Source organism: Rhodobacter maritimus, from assembly GCF_058747975.1.
This window is the reverse complement of record NZ_CM179095.1, coordinates 3,214,510-3,239,256: the sequence shown is the minus strand read 5'-3', so window position 1 is coordinate 3,239,256 and position 24,747 is coordinate 3,214,510. Positions and strand designations below refer to the sequence as shown.

The 24,747-nt window shown below is 64.8% G+C and carries 23 protein-coding genes and 1 tRNA gene; 15 read left to right on the top strand and 9 right to left on the bottom strand.

The window, feature by feature from the left end; translation table 11 throughout:
- The first annotated feature begins 7 nt into the window (after positions 1 to 7).
- The 4 genes from lptA to AC4PTO_RS16215 all read left to right on the top strand — a co-directional run bounded on the left by lptA (position 8) and on the right by AC4PTO_RS16215 (position 2,564).
- Positions 8 to 493, top strand: a complete 486-nt coding sequence (lptA, locus tag AC4PTO_RS16230; protein ID WP_492730247.1) for a lipopolysaccharide transport periplasmic protein LptA — start codon at positions 8 to 10, stop codon at positions 491 to 493.
- Entirely contained in the window at positions 493 to 1,257 is a 765-nt protein-coding gene (gene lptB, locus AC4PTO_RS16225) for an LPS export ABC transporter ATP-binding protein (protein WP_492730245.1), read from the top strand. The genes lptA and lptB overlap by 1 nt, the downstream gene beginning before the upstream one ends.
- Before the next feature lie 231 nt (positions 1,258 to 1,488).
- Positions 1,489 to 2,064, top strand: a complete 576-nt coding sequence (gene hpf, locus AC4PTO_RS16220) for a ribosome hibernation-promoting factor, HPF/YfiA family (RefSeq protein ID WP_492730243.1) — start codon at positions 1,489 to 1,491, stop codon at positions 2,062 to 2,064.
- 35 nt (positions 2,065 to 2,099) lie between these two features.
- Complete coding sequence (locus AC4PTO_RS16215; RefSeq protein WP_492730241.1) at positions 2,100 to 2,564, top strand: PTS sugar transporter subunit IIA; 465 nt, start codon at positions 2,100 to 2,102, stop codon at positions 2,562 to 2,564.
- Here the strand turns inward: AC4PTO_RS16215 and AC4PTO_RS16210 are convergent.
- The 7 genes from AC4PTO_RS16210 to cysQ form a co-directional block, all read right to left on the bottom strand.
- Positions 2,552 to 3,961 carry a nodulation protein NodH gene (locus AC4PTO_RS16210; RefSeq protein ID WP_492730239.1) on the bottom strand — a complete coding sequence of 470 codons (1,410 nt, stop codon included), beginning with the start codon at positions 3,959 to 3,961 and terminating at the stop codon, positions 2,552 to 2,554. The two genes, AC4PTO_RS16215 and AC4PTO_RS16210, sit on opposite strands and share 13 nt — an antisense overlap.
- Positions 3,962 to 3,965: 4 nt before the next feature.
- Complete coding sequence (locus tag AC4PTO_RS16205; RefSeq protein WP_492730237.1) at positions 3,966 to 5,663, bottom strand: DUF5927 domain-containing protein; 1,698 nt, start codon at positions 5,661 to 5,663, stop codon at positions 3,966 to 3,968.
- Positions 5,660 to 6,661 (bottom strand): glycosyltransferase family 2 protein, encoded by a 1,002-nt coding sequence (locus tag AC4PTO_RS16200; RefSeq protein ID WP_492730235.1) that lies wholly within the window; start codon positions 6,659 to 6,661, stop codon positions 5,660 to 5,662. Before AC4PTO_RS16200 ends, AC4PTO_RS16205 begins: the two co-directional genes overlap by 4 nt.
- A 178-nt stretch (positions 6,662 to 6,839) precedes the next feature.
- Positions 6,840 to 7,868 carry a glycosyltransferase family 2 protein gene (locus tag AC4PTO_RS16195; protein ID WP_492730233.1) on the bottom strand — a complete coding sequence of 343 codons (1,029 nt, stop codon included), beginning with the start codon at positions 7,866 to 7,868 and terminating at the stop codon, positions 6,840 to 6,842.
- A 144-nt stretch (positions 7,869 to 8,012) separates the two neighbouring features.
- A complete protein-coding gene (gene galU / locus AC4PTO_RS16190) occupies positions 8,013 to 8,909 on the bottom strand; it encodes a UTP--glucose-1-phosphate uridylyltransferase GalU (protein ID WP_492730231.1) in 897 nt (298 codons plus the stop codon).
- A gap of 182 nt (positions 8,910 to 9,091) precedes the next feature.
- Positions 9,092 to 9,892 (bottom strand): 3-deoxy-manno-octulosonate cytidylyltransferase, encoded by an 801-nt coding sequence (locus AC4PTO_RS16185; protein ID WP_492730229.1) that lies wholly within the window; start codon positions 9,890 to 9,892, stop codon positions 9,092 to 9,094.
- On the bottom strand, positions 9,892 to 10,686 hold the full coding sequence (cysQ, locus tag AC4PTO_RS16180) for a 3'(2'),5'-bisphosphate nucleotidase CysQ (protein ID WP_492730227.1): 795 nt from the start codon (positions 10,684 to 10,686) through the stop codon (positions 9,892 to 9,894). The genes AC4PTO_RS16185 and cysQ overlap by 1 nt, the downstream gene beginning before the upstream one ends.
- 138 nt (positions 10,687 to 10,824) lie before the next feature.
- Here cysQ and AC4PTO_RS16175 point away from each other — a divergent pair, with 138 nt between their 5' ends.
- A complete protein-coding gene (locus AC4PTO_RS16175) occupies positions 10,825 to 11,646 on the top strand; it encodes an ABC transporter permease (RefSeq protein ID WP_492730225.1) in 822 nt (273 codons plus the stop codon).
- Between the two features lies 1 nt (position 11,647).
- Here AC4PTO_RS16175 and AC4PTO_RS16170 read toward each other — a convergent pair whose 3' ends face one another.
- Positions 11,648 to 12,604 (bottom strand): LacI family DNA-binding transcriptional regulator, encoded by a 957-nt coding sequence (locus AC4PTO_RS16170; protein ID WP_492733662.1) that lies wholly within the window; start codon positions 12,602 to 12,604, stop codon positions 11,648 to 11,650.
- Between the two features lie 335 nt (positions 12,605 to 12,939).
- Between AC4PTO_RS16170 and AC4PTO_RS16165 the strand changes: the two genes are divergently transcribed.
- A tRNA-Arg gene (locus tag AC4PTO_RS16165) sits at positions 12,940 to 13,016 on the top strand.
- A 113-nt stretch (positions 13,017 to 13,129) separates the two neighbouring features.
- Here AC4PTO_RS16165 and AC4PTO_RS16160 read toward each other — a convergent pair.
- Complete coding sequence (locus AC4PTO_RS16160) at positions 13,130 to 13,717, bottom strand: GntR family transcriptional regulator (RefSeq protein ID WP_492733660.1); 588 nt, start codon at positions 13,715 to 13,717, stop codon at positions 13,130 to 13,132.
- A gap of 238 nt (positions 13,718 to 13,955) precedes the next feature.
- Here AC4PTO_RS16160 and AC4PTO_RS16155 point away from each other — a divergent pair, with 238 nt between their 5' ends.
- The 9 genes from AC4PTO_RS16155 to AC4PTO_RS16115 all read left to right on the top strand — a co-directional run bounded on the left by AC4PTO_RS16155 (position 13,956) and on the right by AC4PTO_RS16115 (position 24,727).
- Positions 13,956 to 15,014 carry a zinc-dependent alcohol dehydrogenase gene (locus AC4PTO_RS16155; RefSeq protein WP_492730223.1) on the top strand — a complete coding sequence of 353 codons (1,059 nt, stop codon included), beginning with the start codon at positions 13,956 to 13,958 and terminating at the stop codon, positions 15,012 to 15,014.
- A complete protein-coding gene (locus tag AC4PTO_RS16150; protein ID WP_492730221.1) occupies positions 15,011 to 16,033 on the top strand; it encodes an NAD(P)H-quinone oxidoreductase in 1,023 nt (340 codons plus the stop codon). Before AC4PTO_RS16155 ends, AC4PTO_RS16150 begins: the two co-directional genes overlap by 4 nt.
- Positions 16,030 to 17,766 carry an acetolactate synthase catalytic subunit gene (locus tag AC4PTO_RS16145; RefSeq protein ID WP_492730219.1) on the top strand — a complete coding sequence of 579 codons (1,737 nt, stop codon included), beginning with the start codon at positions 16,030 to 16,032 and terminating at the stop codon, positions 17,764 to 17,766. The genes AC4PTO_RS16150 and AC4PTO_RS16145 overlap by 4 nt, the downstream gene beginning before the upstream one ends.
- 36 nt (positions 17,767 to 17,802) lie before the next feature.
- Complete coding sequence (locus AC4PTO_RS16140) at positions 17,803 to 19,005, top strand: ABC transporter substrate-binding protein (RefSeq protein ID WP_492730217.1); 1,203 nt, start codon at positions 17,803 to 17,805, stop codon at positions 19,003 to 19,005.
- A 66-nt stretch (positions 19,006 to 19,071) separates the two neighbouring features.
- Positions 19,072 to 19,956: a branched-chain amino acid ABC transporter permease gene (locus AC4PTO_RS16135; protein WP_492730214.1), complete on the top strand. Its 885-nt coding sequence runs from the start codon at positions 19,072 to 19,074 to the stop codon at positions 19,954 to 19,956.
- A 6-nt stretch (positions 19,957 to 19,962) separates the two neighbouring features.
- The gene (locus AC4PTO_RS16130; protein WP_492730212.1) at positions 19,963 to 21,765 is read left to right on the top strand and encodes a branched-chain amino acid ABC transporter ATP-binding protein/permease; all 1,803 of its coding nucleotides are present in this window, start codon (positions 19,963 to 19,965) and stop codon (positions 21,763 to 21,765) included.
- On the top strand, positions 21,752 to 22,456 hold the full coding sequence (locus tag AC4PTO_RS16125; protein WP_492730210.1) for an ABC transporter ATP-binding protein: 705 nt from the start codon (positions 21,752 to 21,754) through the stop codon (positions 22,454 to 22,456). Before AC4PTO_RS16130 ends, AC4PTO_RS16125 begins: the two co-directional genes overlap by 14 nt.
- Before the next feature lie 3 nt (positions 22,457 to 22,459).
- The gene (gene fabG / locus AC4PTO_RS16120; protein WP_492730207.1) at positions 22,460 to 23,269 is read left to right on the top strand and encodes a 3-oxoacyl-ACP reductase FabG; all 810 of its coding nucleotides are present in this window, start codon (positions 22,460 to 22,462) and stop codon (positions 23,267 to 23,269) included.
- Between the two features lie 18 nt (positions 23,270 to 23,287).
- Entirely contained in the window at positions 23,288 to 24,727 is a 1,440-nt protein-coding gene (locus AC4PTO_RS16115) for an aldehyde dehydrogenase family protein (protein ID WP_492730205.1), read from the top strand.
- Positions 24,728 to 24,747 lie beyond the last annotated feature (20 nt).

The following is a 24,747-nucleotide window of genomic DNA, read 5'->3' as shown; positions in this document are numbered from 1 at the left end:
GGTTCCGATGCGTATCCAGAGCTGCCTTTCCGTCCTTGCCCTTGTTCTTTCCGGTCTTGCGGCCCAGGCCCAGCAGGTGGCGTTTGGCGGCATCCGCGCCGATATCTCGGCCCCGGTCGAGATCACCTCGGACACGCTTTCGGTCAATCAGGCCGACGGGTCGGCCACCTTTTCGGGCAATGTCGTGATCGGGCAGGGCGACATGCGGCTTCAGGCGCAGAATGTCCGGGTTGAATATGCGCAGGGCGACCGGACGCGAATCCAGAAGCTGCATGCCTCGGGCGGGGTGACGCTGGCCTCCGCGGCCGAGGCGGCCGAGGCGCAGGAAGCGGTCTACGAGGTGACCAGCGGCACGATCGTGCTGTCGGGCAACGTGCTTCTGACGCAGGGCGCGAATGTGATGTCGGGCCAGAAGCTGACCGTGGATCTGTCCAGCGGCACGGGCCAGATGGATGGCCGGGTGCGCACGATCCTGCAACCGGGGGGCAACTGATGGCCAAGGGTGGGGCGGAACTTTCGCTCGCGCCGGCCGATGGCGGGCTTCTTGTCGTGGGGCTGCGCAAAAGCTATCGCCGCCGCCCGGTGATCCGCGATGTCTCGGTCGAGCTGCGCCGGGGCGAGGTCGTGGCGCTTCTGGGGCCGAACGGCTCGGGCAAGACCACCTGTTTTTACAATATCGCCGGGCTGATCCGGCCGGATGCCGGGCAGGTGCAGATCGACGGGCGCGACGTGACCGCCCTTCCGATGTATCGCCGCGCCAAGATGGGAATCGGCTATCTTCCGCAAGAGGCCTCGATCTTCCGCGGCCTCACGGTCGAGGGCAACATCATGGCGGTGCTGGAGATTGCCGTGCCCGAGCCGCACAAGCGGCGCGAGCGTCTGGAAGAGTTGCTGGGCGATTTCTCGATCGGGCATCTGCGCCAGGCCCCCGCGCTTGCGCTGTCGGGCGGCGAGCGGCGCCGGGTCGAGATCGCGCGCTGCCTGGCCGCCGATCCGAAATACCTGCTGCTGGACGAGCCCTTCGCCGGGGTCGACCCGATCGCCGTGGGCGAGATCCGGCATCTTGTCGCACAACTCAAGGATCGCGGGATCGGGGTTCTCATCACCGATCACAACGTGCGCGAAACCCTGGAAATCGTGGACCGCGCCTATATCCTGCATGATGGCAAGGTGCTGATGTCGGGAACCACCGAAGAGGTCGTGCGCGACGAGAACGTGCGCCGCGTCTATCTTGGACAGAATTTCCGCATCATCTGACGGGCCAAGTTCCGCATCGCGGCGAAGGATGGCCGTTGACACCCCCGCCAATCCGTTCCCAAATAAGACAAATGCGTGAACACCGCCCCTTCGACAGAGTGCCCGCAGCCGATGATTCCGGACGATCCTCCGGCATTGCATCCGCGCGGTTCACGCCATCCCCCGGTTTAACCGGGCAGCGGCCCTTGCAAGAGCTTGCAGGCCTTCTGCCCCAAATCTGAAGGAGAAACCATGCGTTACCAGATCAGCGGGAAACAGCTTGACGTGGGCGATGCACTGCAAACCCATGTGAAAGCGGAACTGGGTGAAACAGTCGAGAAATATTCGCAGCGCCCCACCGATGCGACCGTGGTGTTTTCGCGTAACGCGCATGAGTTCCTGTGTGAGGCGACGGTGCACCTGTCCACTGGCCTGACCGCCTCGGCCCATGGCCGCGCCGGCGAAATCTATGCCGCCTTCGAATCCTGCCGCGAAAAAATGGACAAGCAGCTGCGCCGCCACAAGCGCCGGCTGAAGGATCATCACCGTGATCGCCATGAGCCGGTTGAATTCGGCCCTGCGGGCATGTATGTCCTCGCCGCGGACGATGCAGAGGCAGAGTCGGATGGCGGCAGTCTGGCGCCGATCATCGTGGCCGAGATGGAAACCAAGGTTCCCACGCTTTCGGTCGGCGAGGCGGTGATGCAGATGGAGCTGTCGGGAATTCCGCTGCTGGTGTTCCGCAACGAGAAACATGGCGGGGTCAATGTCGTCCACCGCCGCGAAGACGGAAATGTGGGCTGGATCGACCCGCGAAACAGCAAATGAGCGCCCCCTGAAAAGGCGCGGAAGTGACAGGACACATGGATCTCTCCACAATGCTCAGGCCAAGCGCCGTCAAGGTGCTGGCAAATGTCACGAGCAAGAAGCGTCTTTTCCAGGATCTCGCGGAAATCGCGCATTCGGTCTACGGACTGGATGCGCCCCAGACCGTGGATGCGTTGCAGGAACGCGAAAGCCTTGGGCCGACCGGCGTGGGACGCGGTGTGGCGCTGCCGCATGCGCGGCTGCACGGGCTCTCGGACGTGGTGGGCGTATTCCTGCGGCTTGAAAAGCCGCTGGAGTTCGACGCGGTCGACCGTCAGCCGGTGGATCTGGTCTTTGCGCTTTTCGCCCCCAAGGATTCGGGGGTCGAGCATCTCAAGGCTCTGGCGCTGGTCTCGCGCACGATGCGTAACGCGGAAACCTGTAACAAGCTGCGCGCAAATTCGGATCCTGCGGCGTTGCATGCCGTCCTGACCGAGGCGCAGAACGTTCAGGCGGCCTGATCGTTCCAGTCTGAAAAACCGAATTGCATGAAGTCGCGCGTGTAAGCCTCACGCGCGGCTTTTTCCATGTCCGGGCGCCAGATCGCGGAAAGGGCGGAGGCATCGGGCGCGGTCGCGGACGGATCGAAGGTCGGCGCCGGGGTTGCGGCCATGGCGGCAAGCGCAGCCAGATCCGCAGCCAGCCGATCCTCGCGGGCGATGAGGTCGGGGGCCGCGAATTGCGCCAGCCCCAGAAGCGCGGCCGACTGGCTGGCCCAAAGCGGGTGCACGGGAAGGTTCGTCTGCAGGTTCAGGTTGGGCTTCAGCCATTGCAGGAAGGCCAGGAAGATATCGCCTTCGGCATCGGGCGCAAGAGCCTCGCCCTCGGGCGGCAGGGCCAGGCCATAGGCCGCGCGCAGGGTGACGCGGGTATCGGCCATGCCGGGACGTTCAAGCACCGCGCGAAAGGCCAGATGCGCGCGCAGCAGCGGGTGGCGCAGCACGGTAAAGCTGCGATGGCCCGGATGGCGGCGCTTCCACTGGCGCAGGGTCTTTTGCGTGAAGCCCTCTTCGATCCCGCCGGCGCCAAGCTGCGCCAGCCAGCCGCGCAACGCGGCATCGGGGCCCGGACGGATCGGCATGTAAAGCAGGCCCGCGTCCTTTGCGGCGATGAAGCCGGGAACGCCGGGGCCGCGGCGGGGTTCGAAATTCGGGGTGCGGGTCAGGTTAAAGCGGTCGATCCGGGCAAGCGCGGTTTCCATCGCGGGGAAATTCGCCACCTTCCGCTCCAGCGGTTCGGGGTTTTGCGGGACCAGATCGTCGGGAAGGGCCTTCAGCCGGTCCTCGGCCCCCAGCCACGCGGCCAGACCATTCAGAACCTCAAGATCCTGCACATCCTCGTAATCGAGGTAGAAGGCCGTCTGACCCGAGGCCTGAAGCGCATGCAGCAGGCGCAGCTGGAAGTCCTGAAGGGTGGCAAGGTGATGGTCGAATTCCTCTGCGTCGAAACTTGCGCGCGCCTCGCGCCGGTCGCGCCCGTCGCCCAGCTTCCACTGCCCGGTGGCGCGCGCGATCTTCAGGCTGACATAGCTGTCCAGCGGATTACGCGTCAGGATCACCTTGGCGCAGCACGGATCGTCCAGCATCGCGGACAGGACGCGCGGATCGTGATCGTGGAAATAGCGGCAGCCATTCAGGCCCGGCGCCGCCCCGATCCGCTGCCACAGCGCAAGGGGGTCCGCGTCCCGCGCGGCGCGGGTCATGTCCAGAAGCGTTTCGCGCTTGGGGTAGCCGATCAGTGCAGGGTTGAACGCTTCGCCATGGCACTGCACGCCGGCCAGCCGGTTGAGTGCGGATTCGAGAAGGTTCGAGCCGGTGCGCATTTCGGCGAACACGACGAAACGGTCAAACTGCGCCATGGCTTCACTTCACGATATAGGGACGGCCACGCGTGGCAGTCTGCGGTGCAGCAGGGGTATCCACCGGAAACTCGCCCATGAGGCGGGGTTGCATGCCCTGGTTCTTGAGGTTCTGAAGGAACTGGCCAAAGCCGCTCAGGTCGACCATGCGCGGCACCTCGGTCAGGCGCCGTGTGGCGCGCGGCGAAATCTCGTCGATGATGTTCTGCAATGGCTCCATCGGGTTTTCGATGAAATCGGCCATGGTCCAGATCCGGACTCGCGCCTTCACATACATGGACTGCAGGATCTTGAGATGCTCGGTCTCGATCTGCTGCAACTGCGCAGCATCGCGCCGGATGTCGCCGAAATTGCGGTTCTGGCGAAACAGCGTGACCGCCCAGGCCCCCGAAATCACCGAGATCTGCGCATTGGGATCGGTGGCGGTGAACCAGTTGAGCGCCTGCGTCTCGCGCGGGCTGAACATGAAGCACTGCCGTTCGCCGCGGGCGTTCCAGATCAGGCTGGTCAGGAAGGATTTCGGATTATAGTCGCGCAGTGCCGGGCTGTCGGTCAGGCACCCGCTGAACAAGGTCTCACCTGCTGCGAATTCTGCGCGTGCGGGTGCAAACAGATGGCCATGGACGCGCGCGCCGACATGCCGTGACAACCAGGCATCGAAATTCTCGAACAGATCCGAAAAGCCCTGAAAGACCGAATAGGGCGCCGAGGTCTTGCCGTTCTCGCGGTCTTGCCAGGGGTAGCGGCTTTGCATGTAAAGCCCGGGGCGGCCCTTCATGCGGCGGTCGGCGGCCTGCGCGAACAGCCGGTCGATCTTGACCGGTTTCGGTTCGGCCAGCGGTCTTTGCGGCTCGCGCGGCGTGAGGAACGTGTCATAGAGGCGATCGGCATTGTGCCAGATCTTGCGCGCCACGAAGCAATCTGAGCGGCGCAGAAGCTGAAGATGGTCGTCATAGAAGACATGAGGTTTGCCCTGATAGCCGAATTTCGCCACCGTCAGGGAGCGGCTTTCGATCGCGGTGCTGAAGCGGCGTGCGAGGGTCTGGAAATAGCTTTCGTCGGGGATCCAGACCTTGCGGAAATAACGGTCGAACTCGGCCCGCCGGGGGTCCTGGAGGATCGCGCTCAGGGTCTGGCGGGTCAGGCACCACCACTGGCTGCCCAGATGCGGCTCGATCCCGGCGGGAATGCGGCGGCGCACGCCAAGGCGGCGTTGCAGGTTGGTCCAGCTGTCGAACAGGCGCCGCCTGCGCTTCCAGGAAAACGGGAAGCGCAGGGTGAAACGCTCCATGTTGATGCCGCCCACGGTCCAGCCCACTTCGGCGGTGGTCACGCTTTCGATGAAATCGGTCTGTGGCCGGGCATCGAGATATTCGACCAGCTCCTGCACCGGACGCAACGGAAGGCACGACCCGGAGGCCAGCATCACATGCCGCACCCCGGGGTGGCGGGCCAGCATCTGCTCGGCGCCCGCCTGCGCGGCCTGCACAAGCGACCAGGTGCCCCAGTCGCATTTGAACCGCTGGCAGAAGGAGACATTGGGCAGGTCGGCAAGCGCCGTGCAAAGCCCGCCGAACGCCTTGCGCCCGACCCGCCGGTCGACATGGATCACAACCGGCGCGCCATTCGTGGCCCAGAACCGTGCGACCTGTTCGGCGCGGTGCAGGGCCGTGTGGCACATCATGATGAAACCGACGCTCACGCCCAGTTTCCTTTCGACATGAGGCCAAGGATCTCCAACTGCCTCCAGTTGATGTATTTCTCGGACCACTTGCACCACATATCGGCGTCATCCGACAATTTTTCAGCATAGGCGTGGTATTCGCGCGATCCCGCATAATGCTGGCTGCGGTGCAGCTCTTCCGCGACCTTCGACCCAAGCGTGCTGAGGAACTTGGCGTGCAGCAAGCAGCCCGAGATCTTTTCCCCGCCGATTTCGTCATAGGTGATGTTGAGCCCGCGCGGCAGCAGCATATGCGTCGAGGAGGCATAGGCGAACGAACGTTCCCACCGCACCAGCGGGATCTTGTTGAGCGAGGGCGCCGCCGCGGGGTCCTGTGCGAAGAACAGCCTTGCGCGCACGCCGCCTTGAATCCACAGGTTCCGCATCTGCTGGTTCTTGGTAATCGTGTAGTTGCCCGCATCGAACCAGCAGGCGATCTCGAAGGGGTTCTGCCCCTCGGCATAGGGTATCCGGTCGATCGGCCCCTTGGGATACATGTCCAGAAGCATTGCTGGAAAGGCGCGCAATTCGTAGGTGTCCAGCCAGTCGGTCAGCGCGTTGATCGGGCGCGTGTCGCAAAACGGGAAGACAAGGAATTCGTCGGGGTCGACGGTCAGCGTCCAGTGCCCGGTGCCGTATTTGCGCAAAAGATGGTTAAGCCAGTCCATCCCGAAGCGCGCCCGCCGGTAGCTTGCCGTGGTGCGCCAGACCGAAACGTCGGACTGCGCGGCAAGATATTCGGCGGACCCGTCATCCGAGCCGTTATCGACGAAAAGGAAGTGCCGGACCCCAAGATCGCGGTAGTAGCGCAGGAAATAGGGCAGGCGGATGCGTTCGTTCCGGGCGGTGCAGAAGACAAGGATATCCGATGGGCGGATCTGGCCGGTGCGATCGGAAATCGCCCGCAATTCGCGCCGCTTGCGAAAGGCGCGGATCAAAAGCCGCTTGCGGCGCAAGCGCAGGCGATATGATTGCATCAAGCTCAAGCCTGTCTGACCTCTTCGGTGGTTCCTGCCCCGGTCGTCCTGCGCATGCGTGGTTTCGGCTCTGGCCAGAGCATCGCACCAGATCTGGCCTTTGATCCGTATTTCTGGCGAATTTCCGGCAAAATATAGTTTTCACGAGGTTCCGTAAACAGAACTTTACCCAGGGGCTTCACCCTGTCGCGGGCCAGTGGCCGCGCGTCATCAGGCCAAGCCTTTCAAAGTCTTGCGCATCCCCGACCGGCAGCGAATCCGGCGACCACAGATCCGGGTCGGCGATGATGTCGTCGTAATAGCCGTGGTAGCGGCCCGGATGGGTGAAATGCTCGGCCCGGTGCTTTTCCTCGCGCGATTTTCCGATCACGACATCCAGGAACTTCGTATGCAGCAAAAGCCCGGTGGGCAGGTTCAGCCGGGCGTCGAACCCGCGATTAAGCCGCCGCGGCAGCGCCAGATGGGTCGAGCTTGCATAGGCGTAGCGGCGGCTCCAGCGGATCAGCGGGGTCTTGTGCAGATGGGGCGAATGTTCGGGGCAATCGGCGAAAAAGACGCGCTCGCGCACACCGCCGCGGATCGAGATGTTGCCGTGGCGCGGCTGCCGCTGCCAGCCGTAGCCCGTGGCATCGAACCAGCCAAGCGCTTCGCGCGGATCCTGCCCCGGCGCGCAGATTGCCCCCGAAAGCGGCCCCTTGGGGTAGATGTCCAGCATCATCGCGGCCATCGTTTCGGCCCCCCGCGCCTCAAGCCAGCGGGTCAGTTCGGGCAGGCGGCGGGTTTCGTGGCCGGGATAGATCAGCAGCTCGTCCGCATCGAGGGTCAGGCACCAGTGGCCATGCCCGTGGCGCAGCAAAAGCCAGTTCACCCAGTCCATCCCGAAGCGCGCGGCGCGATAGCTGCGCGGCGTCGACCAGAGCGAGACATCGGCCTGCCCGGCAAGGTAATCGGCCGTGCCGTCGGTGCTTTCGTTGTCGACGATCAGGAACTGCGCGACGCCCAGCCTGCGGTGATGGGCCAGAAAGAACGGCAGGCGCGCCATTTCGTTGCGCATGGTGGCGAAACACAGGATGTCATCCTTACGGATGTGGCCGGTGCGCATGGCCAAGGGCGTCAGGCTGTGGCGCGACCGGATGGCGCGCCACAGCAGCCTGCGGCGCTTCAGTCGCAGCCGGTATGTCTGCCATGGCGATATGCGTTCGGTCATGGGCCCTGTTTTCGATCCGCGGATAGTTCCCTGCGTTGGCCCGTACATAGGCGCCGAGGCGGCCGGGTTCATCATGAAAAGGGCCGGACGGCGTTTTGACACGCGCGTCCGGCCCAAGATCGGCACGGGGCTGTCACCGGTGAGTTATTCGGCCGCCTTATGCATCGCAGCGATATCGCCCAGATATTCGCGGAACTCGTCGCGCAGCTCTTCGCGGGCAAGGCCGAACGCCACGGTGGCCTGCAGGAAGCCCGCCTTCGAGCCGCAGTCGAAGCGCTGCCCGCGGAAGCGATAGCCATAGACGGGTTCGCCGTTTTCGATCTCTTGCGCGATGGCATCGGTCAGCTGGATTTCGCCGCCGGCACCGGTTTTCTTGCGGTTCAGATGGCCCATGATGTTGGGCGAAAGGATATAGCGCCCGATCACCGCAAGGTTCGAGGGGGCGTCCTCGGCCTTCGGCTTTTCGACCATGCCCTTGGCGGACACGATCGCGCCCATGTCTTCCTTGATGTCGAGGATCCCGTAGGCCGAGGCCTTCTCGGGCGGGACTTCCATGGTGGCCACCATGTTGCCGCCGGTTTCCTCATAGGCCTCGATCATCTGTTGCAGGCAGGGCTTTTCCGCCGCGATCACGTCATCGGTCAGGATGACGGCAAAGGGGTCATCGCCCACAAGGCGGCGCGCGCACCAGACCGCATGCCCCAGGCCCAGGGGGCGGTTCTGCCGCAGATAGGCGATTGCCCCCGAATCCATATCGGTGGCCTTCAGCGTTTCGAGCAATGCGGTCTTGCCGCTTTTGCGCAGCGAACTTTCGAGCTCGGGCGCATTGTCGAAGTAATCCTCAAGCGCGGATTTGCCGCGCGAGGTGACGAAGATGAACTCCTGAATGCCGGCGGCCCGCGCCTCGTCGATCGCATACTGGATAAGCGGACGGTCCACGAGGGTCATGATTTCTTTCGGAATCGACTTCGTGGCAGGCAGGAAGCGGGTGCCAAGCCCCGCGACCGGAAAGATCGCTTTCGTGACCTTGCGTTTCATCATTCACCTTCTATTCCCGGGAGCCGCGTCCCGGTCACTGCAAATTCGGGGCAGAATACGCCGCCAGACGACCCCGACTCAAGTTGTGGCATCCGGCACGCGCCCCGTATATTGGGAAATTGCGGCAAAATTTCTACCTGACGCGTATTTTATCGGCGGTGCACCGCCGAGCGGGCGCAGCCAGGCTAGTCCAGCCCCATCTCGGCCATCATCCCCTCGATCCGGGCCACGTCGGAGGGGTTATTCAGCTCCCAGAACTGGCGCCCACGGGCCTCGACCTCGACGCAAAGGACCGCGCGGCCGTTTTCCAGGAACCGCAGCTGCTCCAGCCCTTCCAGCCGCTCCAGCGGGCCCACGGGCCAGGAGGGATAGGCGCTGAGCGTGCCGGGGCGGTAGGCATAGACCCCGACGTGATGGAAGACCGGCGTCGGCTCATGCGCAAGATAGCTGGACGAGGTGTAGGGGATGACTTCCTTGGAGAAATAGAGCGCGCGGTTCCCCGCCCCGAAAACCGCCGTGGTGCCCCCGACACGGCCGTGGTGGCGATCCTCGCGCAGCGAGGCCAGCGTCTCGCCCTCGCAGCGCAGAACCGGGGTGGCAAGTTCGGCCCAGGGGTTGTCGCGCAGGCCCTGCACCAGATCCTCGATGAACCAGGCGGGCGTCAGCGGGGCATCGCCTTGCAGGTTGACCACGATCTCGGCCTTGCTGCCCAGATTCTCCAGCGCCTCGGCGCAGCGTTCGGTGCCGTTCTGACACGCTTCCGAGGTCATCACGACCTCGGCGCCGAAACTTTCGGCCTCGTCGCGGATGCGCGCATCATCGGTTGCGACGACGACCCGGTCGACCCCCTTTACCGCGATTGCCGCATCCCAGCTGCGGCGGATCAGGGTTTTCGACTGGCCGCTTGCCCCGGTCAGGGCCACCAGCGGTTTCGCGGGATAGCGGGTCGAGGCGTAGCGGGCGGGAATGACGATCAGAACGGACATTATTTCACCAGAAGCACGCCCGGGGCATAGGCGATGAAGAAGGGGTTCTCGAAACCCGGTTTGCCATAGGTGAAGGGCGTATGGTCGTCAAAGCGCACCATCTGCCCCCCGGCGCCCCGCAGGACGGCATCGCCCGCCGCCGTGTCCCATTCCATCGTGCGCCCCAGCCGCGGGTAAAGATCGGCCTCGCCCGTGGCGACAAGGCAGAATTTCAGCGACGAGCCCGCCGAGGTCATGTCCCGCGCGGCATATTGGGCGATATAGGCATCGGTCGCCGCATCTCGATGCGATTTCGACGCCACGATCATCAGCCCGCGATTGTCGGGCACCGAGACGGTGATCGGTTTCTGTTCGCCGATGACGTCAGGCAGGAAGGGGCCGGTCTCCTCGACCGAGCGGCCATCGGCCAGCGTATAGAAAAGCCGCCCCCTTGCCGGGGCATAGACGACGCCGCGCAGCGGCACGCCGTCCTCGACATAGGCGATGTTGACGGTGAAATCGCCCCGCCTCTGGACGAACTCCTTGGTGCCGTCCAGAGGATCGACGATCAGGAAGGCCCGGCTTTCGACCGCGTGGCTTGCCGCCTGTTCCTCGGTCACCAGGTCGACCTGCGGGAAAGCCTCGGCCAGCCCTTCCGAGATCAGCGCATCCGCCGCCTCGTCCGCCTCGGTCACGGGGCTGGCATCGGCCTTGGTGCGCACGTCGAAATCGTCGGACTGATAGATCTGCATGATCCGCGCGCCGGCCTGAAGCGCCAGCCGGCGCATCACGATCACGAGGCGGTCCATATCCATCTTATCCTCCTCTGCCCGGTCGGCGGGCGGCAGATTGCAACAACGACATTCCCACCTTATGATCGCCCATCAAGGGAACGGCAAGGTTTCCGGGCGACAATCGCCCATCGGGCACCCTTTCGGCGGAATCATACCGGCATGTTCAGGCCAGAGCGCAGCAAGAGCACGATCGTTTCCGCCTTCACGCTGGCAGAGCTGATCTTTCATTCCACCGTCCGCTCGATCCGCAAGACGCATGGCCACGCCGTCATCGGCCTTCTGATCAACATGACGCAGACCGCGATGCTGGTGGTCACCTTCTACGTCATGTTCGACGTTCTCGGCCTGCGCGGAAGCTCGGTGCGCGGCGATTTCCTGCTTTACCTGATGAGCGGGATCTTCATGTTCATGACCCATACGAAATCCATGGGCGCGGTCTTCGGCTCCGAAGGGCCGACCTCGGCGATGATGAAGCACGCCCCGATGACCACTGCCATCTCCATCGGGTCGGCCGCGCTGGGGGCGCTTTACATCCAGCTTCTGTCCATCGCCGTGGTGCTGTTCATCTATCACGCCGCGATCAACCCGATCCAGATCTACAACCCGGTGGGGGCCTTGGGGATGATCCTTCTGGCCTGGTTCACGGGGGTGGCGCTGGGGATGGTCTTCCTGGCCGCGAAGCCCTGGGCGCCGGGCTTCGTGGGCATCGCCCAGACGCTTTACAGCCGGGTCAACATGATCGCCTCGGGCAAGATGTTTCTAGCCAATACGCTGCCCAAAAGCATGCTGGTGCTGTTCGACTGGAACCCGCTTTTCCATGTCATCGACCAGGCGCGCGGCTATACCTTCATCAACTACAACCCGCATTTCTCGTCGGTCAGCTATCCCGTCTATGTCGGGCTGGCGCTGCTGATGATCGGGCTCATGGGCGAGTTCTACACCCGCCAGCATGCCTCGATCAGCTGGGGTGCCAAGGGCTGATCTACGCCTTGCGGATCGTGTCGCCCAGTTGCAGCACGGGTTCCAGCTCGATCACCTCGCCGCCGATCTGGCCGGACTGGCCGCGCCCGCTGATGATCTGTGCGGCGCGGGCGCCGATCTCGCGCCGGCAGGCGTCCATCGTGGCCAGGCGGCGCGGAAGGCCGTCCAGCAGATCGACACCGTTGAAGCCCGCAAGCCCGATCCGGTCGGGCACGTCATAGCCGTGCTCAAGGCACCACAAAAGCCCGCCAGCACCGATCATGTCGTTGGAATAATATAGGAAATCGAGATCGGGTGAGCGTTTGAGGATGGCTTCCGTCATCTCGCGCCCCTTCAGAAGCGCCGAGCCGCCGGAATAATATTCCTCGTCGGACAGCGAAAGTCCGGCCGCAGCCAGTCCCTCCTTGAACCCGTCAAGCCGCTTCTGCGCGCGATAGTCCTGCGTGACCTTGGTGCCCAGAAAGCCGATCTTGCGATAGCCGGCCGCGACGATCGCCTCGGCCATGTGCAGCCCGGCGCGGCGGTGCGAGATGCCGACGACGCTGTCGACGCCCTTGCCGTCCACATCCATGATCTCGACGATCGGGATGCCCGCATTCTCCAGCATGGTGCGCGCGGCGGCGGTATGGTCCAGCCCCGCGATGATCAGCCCCGAGGGCCGCCAGGACAGCATCTCGTAAAGGACACTTTCCTCCTTTTCCGGCGAATAGCTGGTGACGCCGATGACGGGTTGCAGCCCGGTATCCTCCAGCTCTTTCGAGATGCCCGACAGAACCTCGGGAAAGACGAGGTTCGACAGCGAGGGGATGATCACCCCCACAAGGTTCACCCGCTGCGACGCAAGCGCCCCCGCGATCTTGTTGGGAACATAGCCAAGCGTGCGGGCGGCCTCGAGCACCTTTTCGCGCGTGGCGTCCGAGACATCGCCGCGATTGCGCAGCACGCGGCTGACCGTCATCTCGGACACGCCGGAGGCTTCGGAAACATCCCGCAGGGTCAAAGCGCGGCGGGGATCTGCGGGAGAGTGGCTCACGCGGGGCACCTTTCTGTGGAGCTTTCCCAATGATTAGCGCCAAAGGTTTCGCTTGTGCAAGCGCCGTGCCCGATTTATGTTAGCGGTAACGGGCAGCAATACGCTGTCGCAATGAAAGATTGTCGCCCGAACCTGTCCATTGCGCCCGCCACCGCCGTGACGCGGCGCAGCGGAACGGAGAGGAGGAGCCGTGGGCCAAAAACGCTCCTCCTTTTCATTGCAGTTGCACGATCCCGCATTGCCCGCGATAAGGGGGCCACGGCCCCGTGGCTCAACTGGATAGAGCAGCCCCCTCCTAAGGGGCAGGTTGCAGGTTCAAATCCTGCCGGGGTCACCAACCTCCGACATGCCGCACGCTGCCGCGCATTTTCCCCGCATAGGGCCGTGATCGCGCGGCCTGCGAATGCGGTCCTTTCCCGTGGTGCCGTCCCCGGCCTTCGGCGCGGCGGGTCAGCTTGAGACGTAATCAAGCAGGCCTTGCCCGCCGTTCTCGATGTCATACTGAATGGCGCGCCGTGCCTCGGCGGGGTCTTGTGCGCCGAGCGCCCGGATGATGCGGACATGCGGATGCGGATCCCACCCTTCCGGAACGCCGGAATCGTAAAGATGCGTCAGGATCGGGCCGCAGCGCACCCACAGGCCTTCGACCAGTTCACATGTGATCGGAAGGCCGGAAATCCGGCACAGTTCCAGATGGAACTGGGTGTTCAGGTCGACCGCGGCCCGGAAATCCTGGTTTCGCTGCGCGGCGATGATTTCGTCATGGATCCCGGAAAGTTCCGCGATCTGCGCCGCCGTCGCGCTGCGCGCGGCCTCTTCGGCGCAGCGCCCTTCCAGATCCACCCGGATCGAGCGGATCTCAAGAAGCTGGTCGCGGGTCAGCCGGGGCACGGTAACAGTTCCGCGCGCATCCAGCACCAGGGCACGCTCGACCACAAGGCGGGTCAGGGCCTCACGCATCGGGGTGGCGCTGATGCCGAATCGCTCTGACAACGGGCGAAGGGGAAGCTGATCCCCGGGTTTCAAATGGCCGCGCATCAGGGCGGCGCGTAATTCGGCATAGGCCTGGTCGCTCAGGTTCTCCTTGACGATTGGTCGAACCCAAGCATCTGTTTTTGCATCAATTTTTGCAATCCGCGCGCTTCTTTCGGTCATTCGAGGAACCCTGTTGACGTTTGTGTTATAACAAATAACATATTACACAAGATTTGGAAGCCGCATCTCGGAGGAGCCGACGCAACGTCGGGAGGGCGGCATCCGGCGGAGGAGAATTATCATGCTTGCGCTGCGCAAGGTTCAGGCCGGCTTTGGTGCCGAGCTTGTCGAATTGCCGGAACCCGCCGCACCGCCGGCCGAGGGGTTCGTGCGCCTGCGCATTGCCGCGACGGGCATCTGCGGCAGCGATCTGCACGCCTATGACTGGACACCCGGCTACGAGTTCATGGCACGCCTGCTTCCGCTGACACTTGGCCACGAATTCGCGGGCGTGGTGACGGCCGTCGGAATGGGGGCCGGGGCGCTCGGCTGCGGCGACCGCGTGACCTGCTGGCCGACCGTGCCCTGCGGGTCCTGCGCGGGCTGCCGGGCCGGCCGTCCCGATGAATGCTCCAACCGCACGGTGATCGGCCTGCACCGCGACGGCGCATTCTGCCAGTTCGCCGATGTGCCCGCGGCAAACTGCTTTCCGATCCCCGACGATCTGCCGCTCGATCTTGCGGCATTGGCCGAGCCGTTGGCGGTTGCCGTCAACGCGGTGGACCTTGCCGATGTGGCATCGGGCGAGGCGGTCGTGGTTCTGGGGCCGGGGCCCATCGGCCTCGCGGCGGCATGGGTCGCGCAGCAGCGCGGTGCCCGGGTTCTTCTCGCCGGGTTCGATGATGCCCCGCGGCTGGGTTGCGCGCGGCAACTGGGTCTCGAAAACACTGTCGATCTTGCGCAGGAAGGCTTGGGGCAGGCCGTTGCCCGCATATTCGGTGCCGCGGCCGACAAGGTGATCGAGGCCACTGGCCACGCTCCGGCTGTGAACGAGGGGCTTGCCGCGCTTCGGCCCCGGGGCATTCTGGTCGTGGCGGGTATCCATAAATCCGTATGTGAACTCGATCTGATCCGCCTTGTGCGGGAAAAAAAGCAGTTGCGTGGGGCCCATGATACGACCGCGCGCGCGTTTCGGGAAGCGATCGGGCTTCTGGCGCGCCATGGTGCCGTGCTGCGCTTCATGATTTCGCATCGTGCCTCGCTGTCCGATGCGCCGCAGGCCTTCGGAATCGCGCGCGAGCGCGCCGCGGTAAAGGTTCTGCTGCTTCCGGGAAACGAACAGGATGAGGGTGTCGCATGACTGACAAGACACGCGCGGTGATTGCCGAGGGCGCAGGCGGCCCGGAGGTTTTTCGCATCACGGAGCGCAGCCTGCCCGCGCCGGGCCCGGACGAGATCGTGGTGCGCGTTCATGCAGCCGGGGTGAACCGCCCCGATGTCATGCAGCGCCAGGGCAACTATCCGCCGCCGCCCGGCGCAAGCGATGTGCTGGGCCTTGAGCTTGCGGGCGTTGTCGAGGCCGTGGGCCGCGATGTCACGCGCTTCGCGCCGGGGGCACGGGTGATGGCGCTGGTGGCCTCGGGCGCCTATGCCGAACATGCCATCGTGCATCAGGACATCGCCATCGCCATTCCCGACACGATGGGCTTCATTCAGGCGGGGGCGGTGCCCGAAACCTACTTCACCGTCTGGAGCAATGTCTTCGAGCGCGCCGCATTGCGCGCGGGCGAGACCTTGCTGGTGCATGGCGGCACGTCCGGGATCGGCTCCACCGCGATCCAGCTTGCCAGGGCGCGGGGTGCGCATGTCATCGCCACCGCAGGCACCGATGAGAAATGCGCGGCCAGCCTGCGGATCGGCGCGGATCACGCGATCAATTACCGCACGCAGGATTTCGTGGCCGAGGCGCGCCAACTGACCGGCGGCAAGGGGCCCGATGTCATCCTCGACATGGTGGGGGCGCCCTATTTCCAGCGCAATCTTGACCTGGTGGCGGTGGATGGGCGGATCGCGCAGATCGCGTTCCAGCAGGGCAGCCGCGCCGATCTTGATCTAGGCCCGCTGCTGTTCAAGCGCCTGACGCTGAGCGGATCGACCCTGCGGGCGCGCCCGGTCGAGATGAAGGCGCGGCTGGCGCGCGCGCTTGAAGAACATGTCCTGCCGCTTCTTGCGCGCGGCGTGGCGCTGCCGGTCATCGATAGCGTGTTCCCCTTCGAGGAAGTCGCGCGCGCGCATGCCCGCATGGATGGTGGCAGCCATGTCGGCAAGATCGTTCTTGCCATGACCGATGAAGCGCTTCGCGAGGAAAACGGGAAATGACCCAGCAAACCGAAATCAATGCCGCAACGAACCAGACCGGCGCGGACCTCATGGCGGCGGCGCTTCAGCGCCATGGCGTGACCGAGATCTTCGGCCAGTCGATCCCGTCGGCGCTGTTCCTTGCCGCGCCGCATTACGGCATCCGTCAGGTGGGATACCGCACGGAAAATGCAGGCGCCGCGATGGCCGATGCCTATGCGCGGGTCTCGGGCAAGGTGGCGGTCGTGACGGGGCAGAACGGCCCGGCCGCGACGCTGTTGGTGCCCGGGCTGGCCGAGGCGCTGAAAGCCTCGATCCCGGTGGTGGCGATCGTGCAGGACGTGCATCGCGCCGCTACCGACAGGAACGCCTTTCAGGAGCTGGACCATTTCGCGCTGTTCTCGGGCGTGGCGAAATGGGTGCGCCGGGTAAGCGATCCGGCCCGTATCGACGATTATGTGGACATGGCCTTTACCGCGGCAGCCAGTGGGCGCTGTGGCCCTGCGGTCCTGCTGGTGCCGGTCGATGTGCTCGATGCCCGGCCGGAGCTGCGTGCCGGCGCGGCGCGCCGTCAGGCGCAACTGGGCCACTTCCCGCTGGACCGGGCCGTGGCCGATCCGGCGCAGATCGCAAGGGCGGCGGATGTCCTGGCCGCGGCGCGCGCGCCGATCGTGATTGCCGGCGGCGGGGTGCATGCCTCGGGCGCTTGTGCGGAGCTGTCGGCCTTGCAGGAAATGGGCCTGCCGGTGGCCACAACGGTCATGGGCAAGGGCGCGGTGGATGAGACGCATCCCCTGTCGGTCGGTGTCGTGGGGTATTTCATGGCGCCGGGCGGCCGCACCGCGCATCTTCGTGATCTGGTGACGCAGGCGGATGTGGTCTTCCTGATCGGCAACCGGACCAATCAGAACGGAACCGACAGCTGGTCGCTCTATCCCGAAGGGGCGAGCTATATCCACCTCGACGTCGACCCTTCCGAGATCGGCCGGAACTATGAGGCGCTGCGATTGCAGGGCGATGCGAAATCGACGCTGGCCGCCCTGAACGCGGCACTCGGGTCGCGCGATCTGTCGGCCGCCCGGGCGCGCCGCGCGGACCTCGAGGCCGGGATCACCGCGGGTCATGCCGCGGCCGCAGCCGATCTGGCGCGTCTGGTGAAGATGGATGCGGCCCCCCTGCGCCCCGAGCGCATGATGGCCGATATCGACGCCGCCCTGACCCCCGACAGCATCGTCGTGGCCGATGCCAGCTATTCCTCGATCTGGATTGCCAACGGGCTGACCGCGCGCCGTGCGGGCCAGCGGTTCCTGACCCCGCGGGGCCTTGCCGGGCTGGGCTGGGGGCTGCCCTTCGCGCTTGGCGCCAAGGCGGCGCGTCCCGATGCGCCGGTGATCTGCGTGACCGGCGATGGCGGTTTCGCCCATGTCTGGGGCGAGCTGGAAACGGCGCGCCGCATGAAGCTGCCCGTGGTCGTGGTGGTGCTGAACAACCAGATCCTGGGCTATCAGAAACATGCCGAGCTGAGCCTTTTCGGCGACCATACCGATGTGTGCCACTTCGAGGCCGTCGATCACGCCGACATCGCGCGGGCCTGCGGTTGTTCGGGTATCCGCATCGAGGCCCCCGACGATTTCGCCGGGGCGCTGCGTTCCGCGCTTTCGGGTGACGGGGTGACCGTCATCGACGTGGTGACGGATGAGCGCGCCCATCCGCCGATCACCAGTTTCCAGGGCAAGGCGGCGCTTGATTACTGAAGCATTTCAAACGGGTTCGACCCAAGGGAGGAAGACATGACGAAAACAGCACTGATGACCAGCAGCGCGCTTGCGCTTGCCCTTCTTGCAGGACAAGCCGCCGCCGAGGTGAAATTCGGGGCGCTCTATCCGTTCAGCGGCGGGCTTGCGCTTCTGGGTGAGGAAAGCGCCCGCGGCCTTGAAATCGCGGTCGATGAGATCAACGCCGCCGGCGGCGTCCAGGGCGAGCAGGTCGTGCTGGAACGCGGCGATGCGGTCGATAACAACCAGGCCATCGGCGAAGCGCGCCGCCTGATTTCGGTCGCCGGGGTCAAGGCGATCTTCGGGTCCTATTCCTCGGCGCGCTCGATCGCCGCCAGCCAAGTGGCAGAGCTTGCCGGTATCCCCTATTTCGAGCTTGGCGCCGTGGCCGACGAAGTGACCGCGCGTGACTTCAAATACCTGTTCCGCACCAATCCGACCGCGGATCACATGGGCAAGCTGATCGTCAACATGATCGTGGAGAAGGTTGCACCCGGTCTGGGCAAGGATCCCAAGGATCTCAAGATCGGCATCATCCACGAGGATTCGAGCTATGGCACCTCGGTGGCCGGCCACCAGAAGCGCTATGGCGAGGAAGCCGGGCTGAACATCGTCACGACCCAGGGCTATCCGGCGGCAACCGTCGACATGTCCTCGATCGTGCTGGACCTGAAGCAGCGCGAAGTCGATATCGTTCTGCAAACCTCGTATCAGAATGACTCGGTGCTGTTCCTGCAACAGGCGAACGAGGCCGGCTTCAAGCCTGCCGCGATCATCGGCGGCGGCGGCGGCTATTCGATGCTGCCCACCGCCGAGGCCGTCGGTTCGGATGTGATCGAAGGCGTTCTGGATGCCGACTTCACGCAATATGCCGTCAACACCGAGTTCACGCCGGGCCTTGAAGCCTTTGTCGCGGCCTACAAGGCCAAATACAACGAGGAACCCCGTTCGGGCCATTCGCTCAACAACTATGTGGGCGCCATGGCGGTTCTGAAGGCGATCGACGGGGCCGGCAGCTTCGAACCCGACGCCATCGTCGCCTCTGTCTCGGCGATCGACATCCCGCAGGGCGCCACGGCGGCCGGGTATGGCGTGCAGTTCGGCGCGGGCAACCAGAACGACCGCGCGTCGATGATGGGGATGCAATGGCAGGATGGCCGGCTTGTCACCGTCTATCCCGAAGCGGCCGCCGCCGCCGAGATGCGTTTCGCGCAGTAACCTTCCCATCTCCGGGCGGGGCATTCGCGCCCCGCCCGGACCGTCCCTGTCCAGTTGCGAGGCATCATGGAAACCTTTCTCCAGGTCGTGGCCAACGGGCTGATGCTTGGCGGTCTTTTCGCCATCATCAGTATCGGCCTCACGCTGATCTTCGGCATTATCAAAGTGGTGAACTTCGCCCATGGCGAGTTCCTGATGGCAGGGATGTTCCTGACCTACCTGATCACGACGAAGCTTGGGCTGCATCCCTATGCCAGCGTTGTCGTGGTTGCGCCCGCATTGTTCGTTCTGGGGGCGCTGACCCAGCGGCTGCTGATCCAGCCGCTTCTTTCGGCGCGCGACGACCATGTGCAGATCTTCGCAACCGTCGGCCTTTCCACCGCGATGATCAACCTTGCGCTTCTGCTTTACGGCGCGGATATCGCGAACACCCCGACCTCGGGGCTGCGCACGCCGGTCGATATCGGCCCGGTGCGGGTGCTCGAGGGGCAGATCTACATCTTCCTGTGCGCCGCGCTGCTTGTCGTCGGGCTGGAGCTGTTCCTGCACCGCACCCAGACGGGCCGTGCGATCCGCGCGGTGGCGCAGAACCGCGCCGCGGCGCAGCTGATGGGCATCAACGCCAACTGGATCTATGTTCTCAGCTTCGGCATCGGCGCTGCCTGCGTCGGGCTGGCATCCTCGCTGATCGCGCCGCTTTACCCGACATCGAGCACGATCGGCACCTATTTCGTGCTGACCGCCTTCGTCGTCGTCGTTCTGGGCGGGCTCGGCTCGATTCCGGGGGCCTTCGTTGGCGCGATGCTCATCGGCCTGATCGACGCATTGGCGGGCTTCTACATCGGATCGGATCTGCGCGAGGCCGTGGTCTTCGGCGTGTTCCTGATCATCCTGATCCTCAGGCCGTCCGGGCTTTTCGGAACGCGCGTGAAACTGTCCCATATCAGCTGAGCGAGGATGCCCGTGACCTTTTCTCCCACCCTTCCCGCCATCCGGCGCCTGACGCCCGCCGCCATGGGCCTTGTCGCGCTGCTTGCCGGCCTGTTCATCACCCCCGTCCTGATCGGCGACGAATTCGTCTATCACGTCTTCATCACGATCTGCCTGTTTGCGGGCCTGTCGACGGCGTGGAACATCGTCGGCGGCTATGCCGGGCAGCTGTCGCTTGGCCATGCCATCTTCTACGGGATCGGCGGCTATGCCGGGGTCATCCTGATGAACATGGGGATCAGCCCCTGGTTCGGCATGTTCGTGGGCGCCGCGATCGCGGCGGTAGTGGCCATCGTTATCAGCTATCCCTGCTTTCGCCTGCACGGGCCGTTCTTCGCACTTGCGACCATCGCCTTCCTTGAGGTGTTCCGCGTGCTTGCGCTGCATTTCCGCGACCTGACGGGCGGCGCCATGGGCATGATGATCCAGCTCAAGCTTGGGTGGGAGTGGATGGTCTTCCGCGAACGCCTGCCCGCGCTGATCATCGCCTTCGGGATGATGCTGGTCTGCCTGATCGTCGCGCAGGTGATCCGCAGCCACCGGCTGGGCTTCTATCTGGTCGCCACGCGCGAACGTGAATCCGCCGCCCGTGCCGCCGGTGTCCAGACGGTGAAGGTGCGGCTGACCGCCGTTGCGGTTTCCGCGGCGCTTGCGGCGATGCTTGGCACCTTCCATGCGATGTATCTGACCTTCATCGAACCGGCTGCCATGTTCTCGCTGCCGTTCTCGATCCAGATCGCGATGTTCGCGCTGATCGGCGGGATCGGTACGGTCTACGGCCCGCTTCTGGGCGCCGTGCTTCTGGTTCCGCTGACCGAATTCGCCCGTGGCATGCTGGGGGCCGAGGCGCTTGGCCTGCACGGTTTCGTCTACGGTTTGGTGCTGGTCATGGCGGTGCTGTTCTTCCCCAACGGGCTGATGGGCGCGCTGCAACGCTTCACCGCGCCGAAGGCGAGCCAGGATCCCAAGGTGGTTCAGGCGGCACCGGTCGCGGCCGCCCCCCGCGCCGCCGAGCGGCCGCCGATCGGACAGGAAGTGATGCGGGTCGAGAACCTGCAAAAGCACTTCGGCGGTCTGCATGTGACCAACGATGTCAGCTTCTCTCTGCGCGAGGGCGAGATCCTCGGCCTGATCGGTCCGAACGGCGCGGGCAAGACGACCGTGTTCAACATGATCTCGGGCTTCCTTCAGGCCGACAGTGGCAGCGTTTCGGTGCTTGACCGCGAGGGCCGGTTCCAGGCGCCCACCTCTCCGGCCGATTTCGCGGCGCTTGGCGTGGGCCGGACCTTTCAGATCGTGCAACCCTTCGCCGCCATGACGGTCGAGGAGAACATCATGGTCGGCGCCTTCTATCGCCACCACGACGTGCATGACGCGCGCGAGGCGGCACGCGAAACCGCGCACCGGATGGGGCTTGGCCCCTGGCTTGACGCCGAGGCGCGCGGGCTGACCATCGGCGGGCTGAAACGCCTTGAGGTGGCGCGCGTCATGGCGATGGAGCCGCGCATCCTGTTGCTGGACGAGGTGATGGCCGGCATCAACCAGACCGATGTGCGCCGCGCCATCGACCTGATGCTGTCGATCCGTGACACCGGCGTAAGCATCATTGCGATCGAGCATGTGATGCAGGCGGTGATGTCGCTTTCCGATCGCGTGATCGTGCTGAACTCGGGCGAAATCATCGCCGAGGGCAAGCCGCAGGACGTGGTGCGCGACCCCCATGTGATCGAAGCTTATCTTGGAAAGGATTTTGTCCATGCTCAGCATTGAGGGGGTCGATGCCGGCTATGGCGCCACCACGATCTTGAACGGCGTGACCCTGGATGTTCAGGCCGGCGAGGTGGTCACGATCGTCGGCGCCAACGGTGCGGGCAAGACCACGACGTTGCGCACCATCGCGGGGCTGATCAAGCCGACCTCGGGGCGCGTGACCTTCGAGGGGCAGGACATCACCAGCCTGCCCGCCCACGAGATCGTGGATCTGGGCATCACCCTGATCCCCGAGGGGCGCCAGCTGTTCCCCGACATGACGGTCCGCGAGAATCTCATGATGGGAGCCTATCGCCGGGGCGCGCGGGCACAGCAGCACGAAACGATGGACCATGTGATGGAGCTGTTCCCGCGCATCCGCGAGAGGCTTGATCAGCATGCCTCCTCGCTGTCGGGTGGAGAGCAGCAGATGGTGGCCATCGCGCGGGGCATGATGGCGCGGCCGAAGCTTCTGATGTTCGACGAGCCCTCGCTGGGGCTTGCCCCGATCGTGGTGGCGCAGGTCTTCGAGGCGATCGGCAAGATCGTCGCCGCCGGCGCCACCGTGCTGATCGTGGAACAGAACGTCTTCACCACGCTCAAGGCCGCCGACCGGGGCTATGTCCTTGAGAACGGCTCGATCGTCCTCACGGATACCGCCGAGGCGCTGCTGAGCGATGACCATGTGCGACAAGCCTATCTGGGGATCTGAGCAATGACCGAACGCGAAATCAATCCCGCCGAAATTGCTGCGCGCGACAGCCATGCGGGCCGCCGGGTGCTTGTGACCGGGGCGGCAAACGGCATCGGGCGCGCGATTGCGCAGGGCTTCGCCGCGCGCGGCGCAACCGTCGGCGTGGCCGACCTGCGCGAAGAGGATGTCGCGCGCGCCGTAGCCGAAATCAATGCCGCCGGGCGGGGCCGCGCCGTCGGCCTGACGGTGGATGTCTCGGATTATGCGGCGCTGGAAGCGGCCGTGGCAAAGGCGGACAAGGCGATGGGCGGCGCTTTCGATACGGTGATCAACAATGCCGGCATCTCGCCCAAGCATCAGGGTGTGGCCCACAAGGTCTGGGAACTGGACCCGGCCGAATGGCGCCGGGTCGTCGACGTGAACCTGACCGGCACCTTCAACACGATCCGCCTTCTGACGCCGGCCATGCGCACGGCCGGGCGGGGCTGGATCGTCAATACATCCTCGGTTGCGGGCAAGACCTATTCGCCCATCGTAGCCTGCCATTATGCCGCGACCAAATCGGCGATCATCGGCTTCACCAAGCATCTGGCCGCCGAGCTTGGCCCCAGCGGCATTCGCGTGAACGCGCTTGCGCCGGGGCGCATCGAAACGCCGATGGTGCGCGGCGTCGCCCCCGAGATCAACGCCGATCAGGTCCGCCTGACGCCGCTGGCGCGGCTTGGCCAGCCCGACGAGGTTGCCGATGTGGCGCTGTGGCTGACCTCGGCGGAATCGAGCTTCGTTACCGGGCAGACGGTCGATGTCGCCGGCGGCCTCTACATGACGTGATGCGGAAAGAAACAGGACATGATCTTCGGGAACCATATCGGCGGCGAATGGCGTGAAGGCCCTGAGGCTGCGCGCAATATCAACCCTTCGGACACCGATGACGTGATCGGCGAATTCACCCGCGGCGGTGCGGGCGATGTGGACCACGCCGTCGCCGCGGCCCGCGCGGCCTTTCCGGCCTGGTCGCGCAGCACCCCGCAACTGCGCCATGACATCCTGAAACGCGCCTCGGACGAGGTCTTCGCCCGCGTCGACGAGCTGGGCCGCATCCTGTCGCGCGAAGAGGGCAAGACGCTTGCCGAGGGCATCGGCGAGGCGACCCGCGCCGCACAGGTGCTTGGCTTCTTCGCGGGCGAATGCCTGCGCACGGGCGGCGAGGCGATCGCCTCGGTGCGCCCCGGTGTCGGCGTCGAAATCACGCGCGAGGCGGTGGGCGTGGTCGGGCTGATCACGCCGTGGAACTTCCCCATCGCGATCCCGGCATGGAAGATTGCGCCGGCACTGGCCTGGGGTAACTGCGTTGTCGTGAAACCCGCCGACCTGGTGCCGCACAGCGCCTGGATGCTGGTCGATATCCTTGTGCGGGCGGGCTTGCCCGAAGGGGTGCTCAACCTTGTGATGGGGCGCGGTTCGGTCGTCGGGCAGCGCATGATCGAGCATCCTGGCATCGACGCGGTGTCCTTCACCGGCTCGGTCGGCACCGGCCGCGCGATTGCCGCGGCCTGCGTCGCCGCGCAGCCGATGAAGAAGGTCCAGCTTGAGATGGGCGGCAAGAATCCCTTTGTCGTGCTGGACGATGCCGATCTTGACGTTGCGGTGGATTGCGCGCTGAACGGCGCCTTCTTCTCGACCGGGCAGCGCTGCACGGCCTCGTCCCGGCTGATCGTGACCGAGGGCATTCACGACCGGTTCGTCGCGGCGCTGAGCGCGCGGCTTCAGGCGCTGCATGTCGATCATGCGCTCAGGCCCGGCACGCAGGTCGGTCCCGTGGTCGATGCCGCGCAACTTGCCACCGACCAGCGCTATATCGAGCTTGGCCAGCAAGAGGGCGCCCGCCTGCATTTCGGGGGCGGCCTTCTGAACCGCGAAACGCCGGGCTTCTACCTTCAGCCCGCCCTTTTCACCGAGGCGACGAACACCATGCGCATCGCGCGCGAAGAGATCTTCGGGCCGGTCGCCTGCGTCATCCGCGTGCGCGATTACGACGAGGCGCTTGCAGTTGCCAATGACACCGAGTTCGGCCTTTCGGCGGGGATTGCAACCACCAGCCTGAAACATGCCACCCATTTCCGCCGCAATGCCGAGGCGGGGATGGTGATGGTCAACCTGCCTACCGCCGGGGTGGATTACCACGTCCCCTTCGGCGGCCGTAAGGGTTCAAGCTATGGCCCGCGCGAACAGGGTGCCCATGCGCGCGAATTCTACACCACGATCAAGACAGGCTACACGGCGCATTGACGCTGCAGGAAGGAGCCATC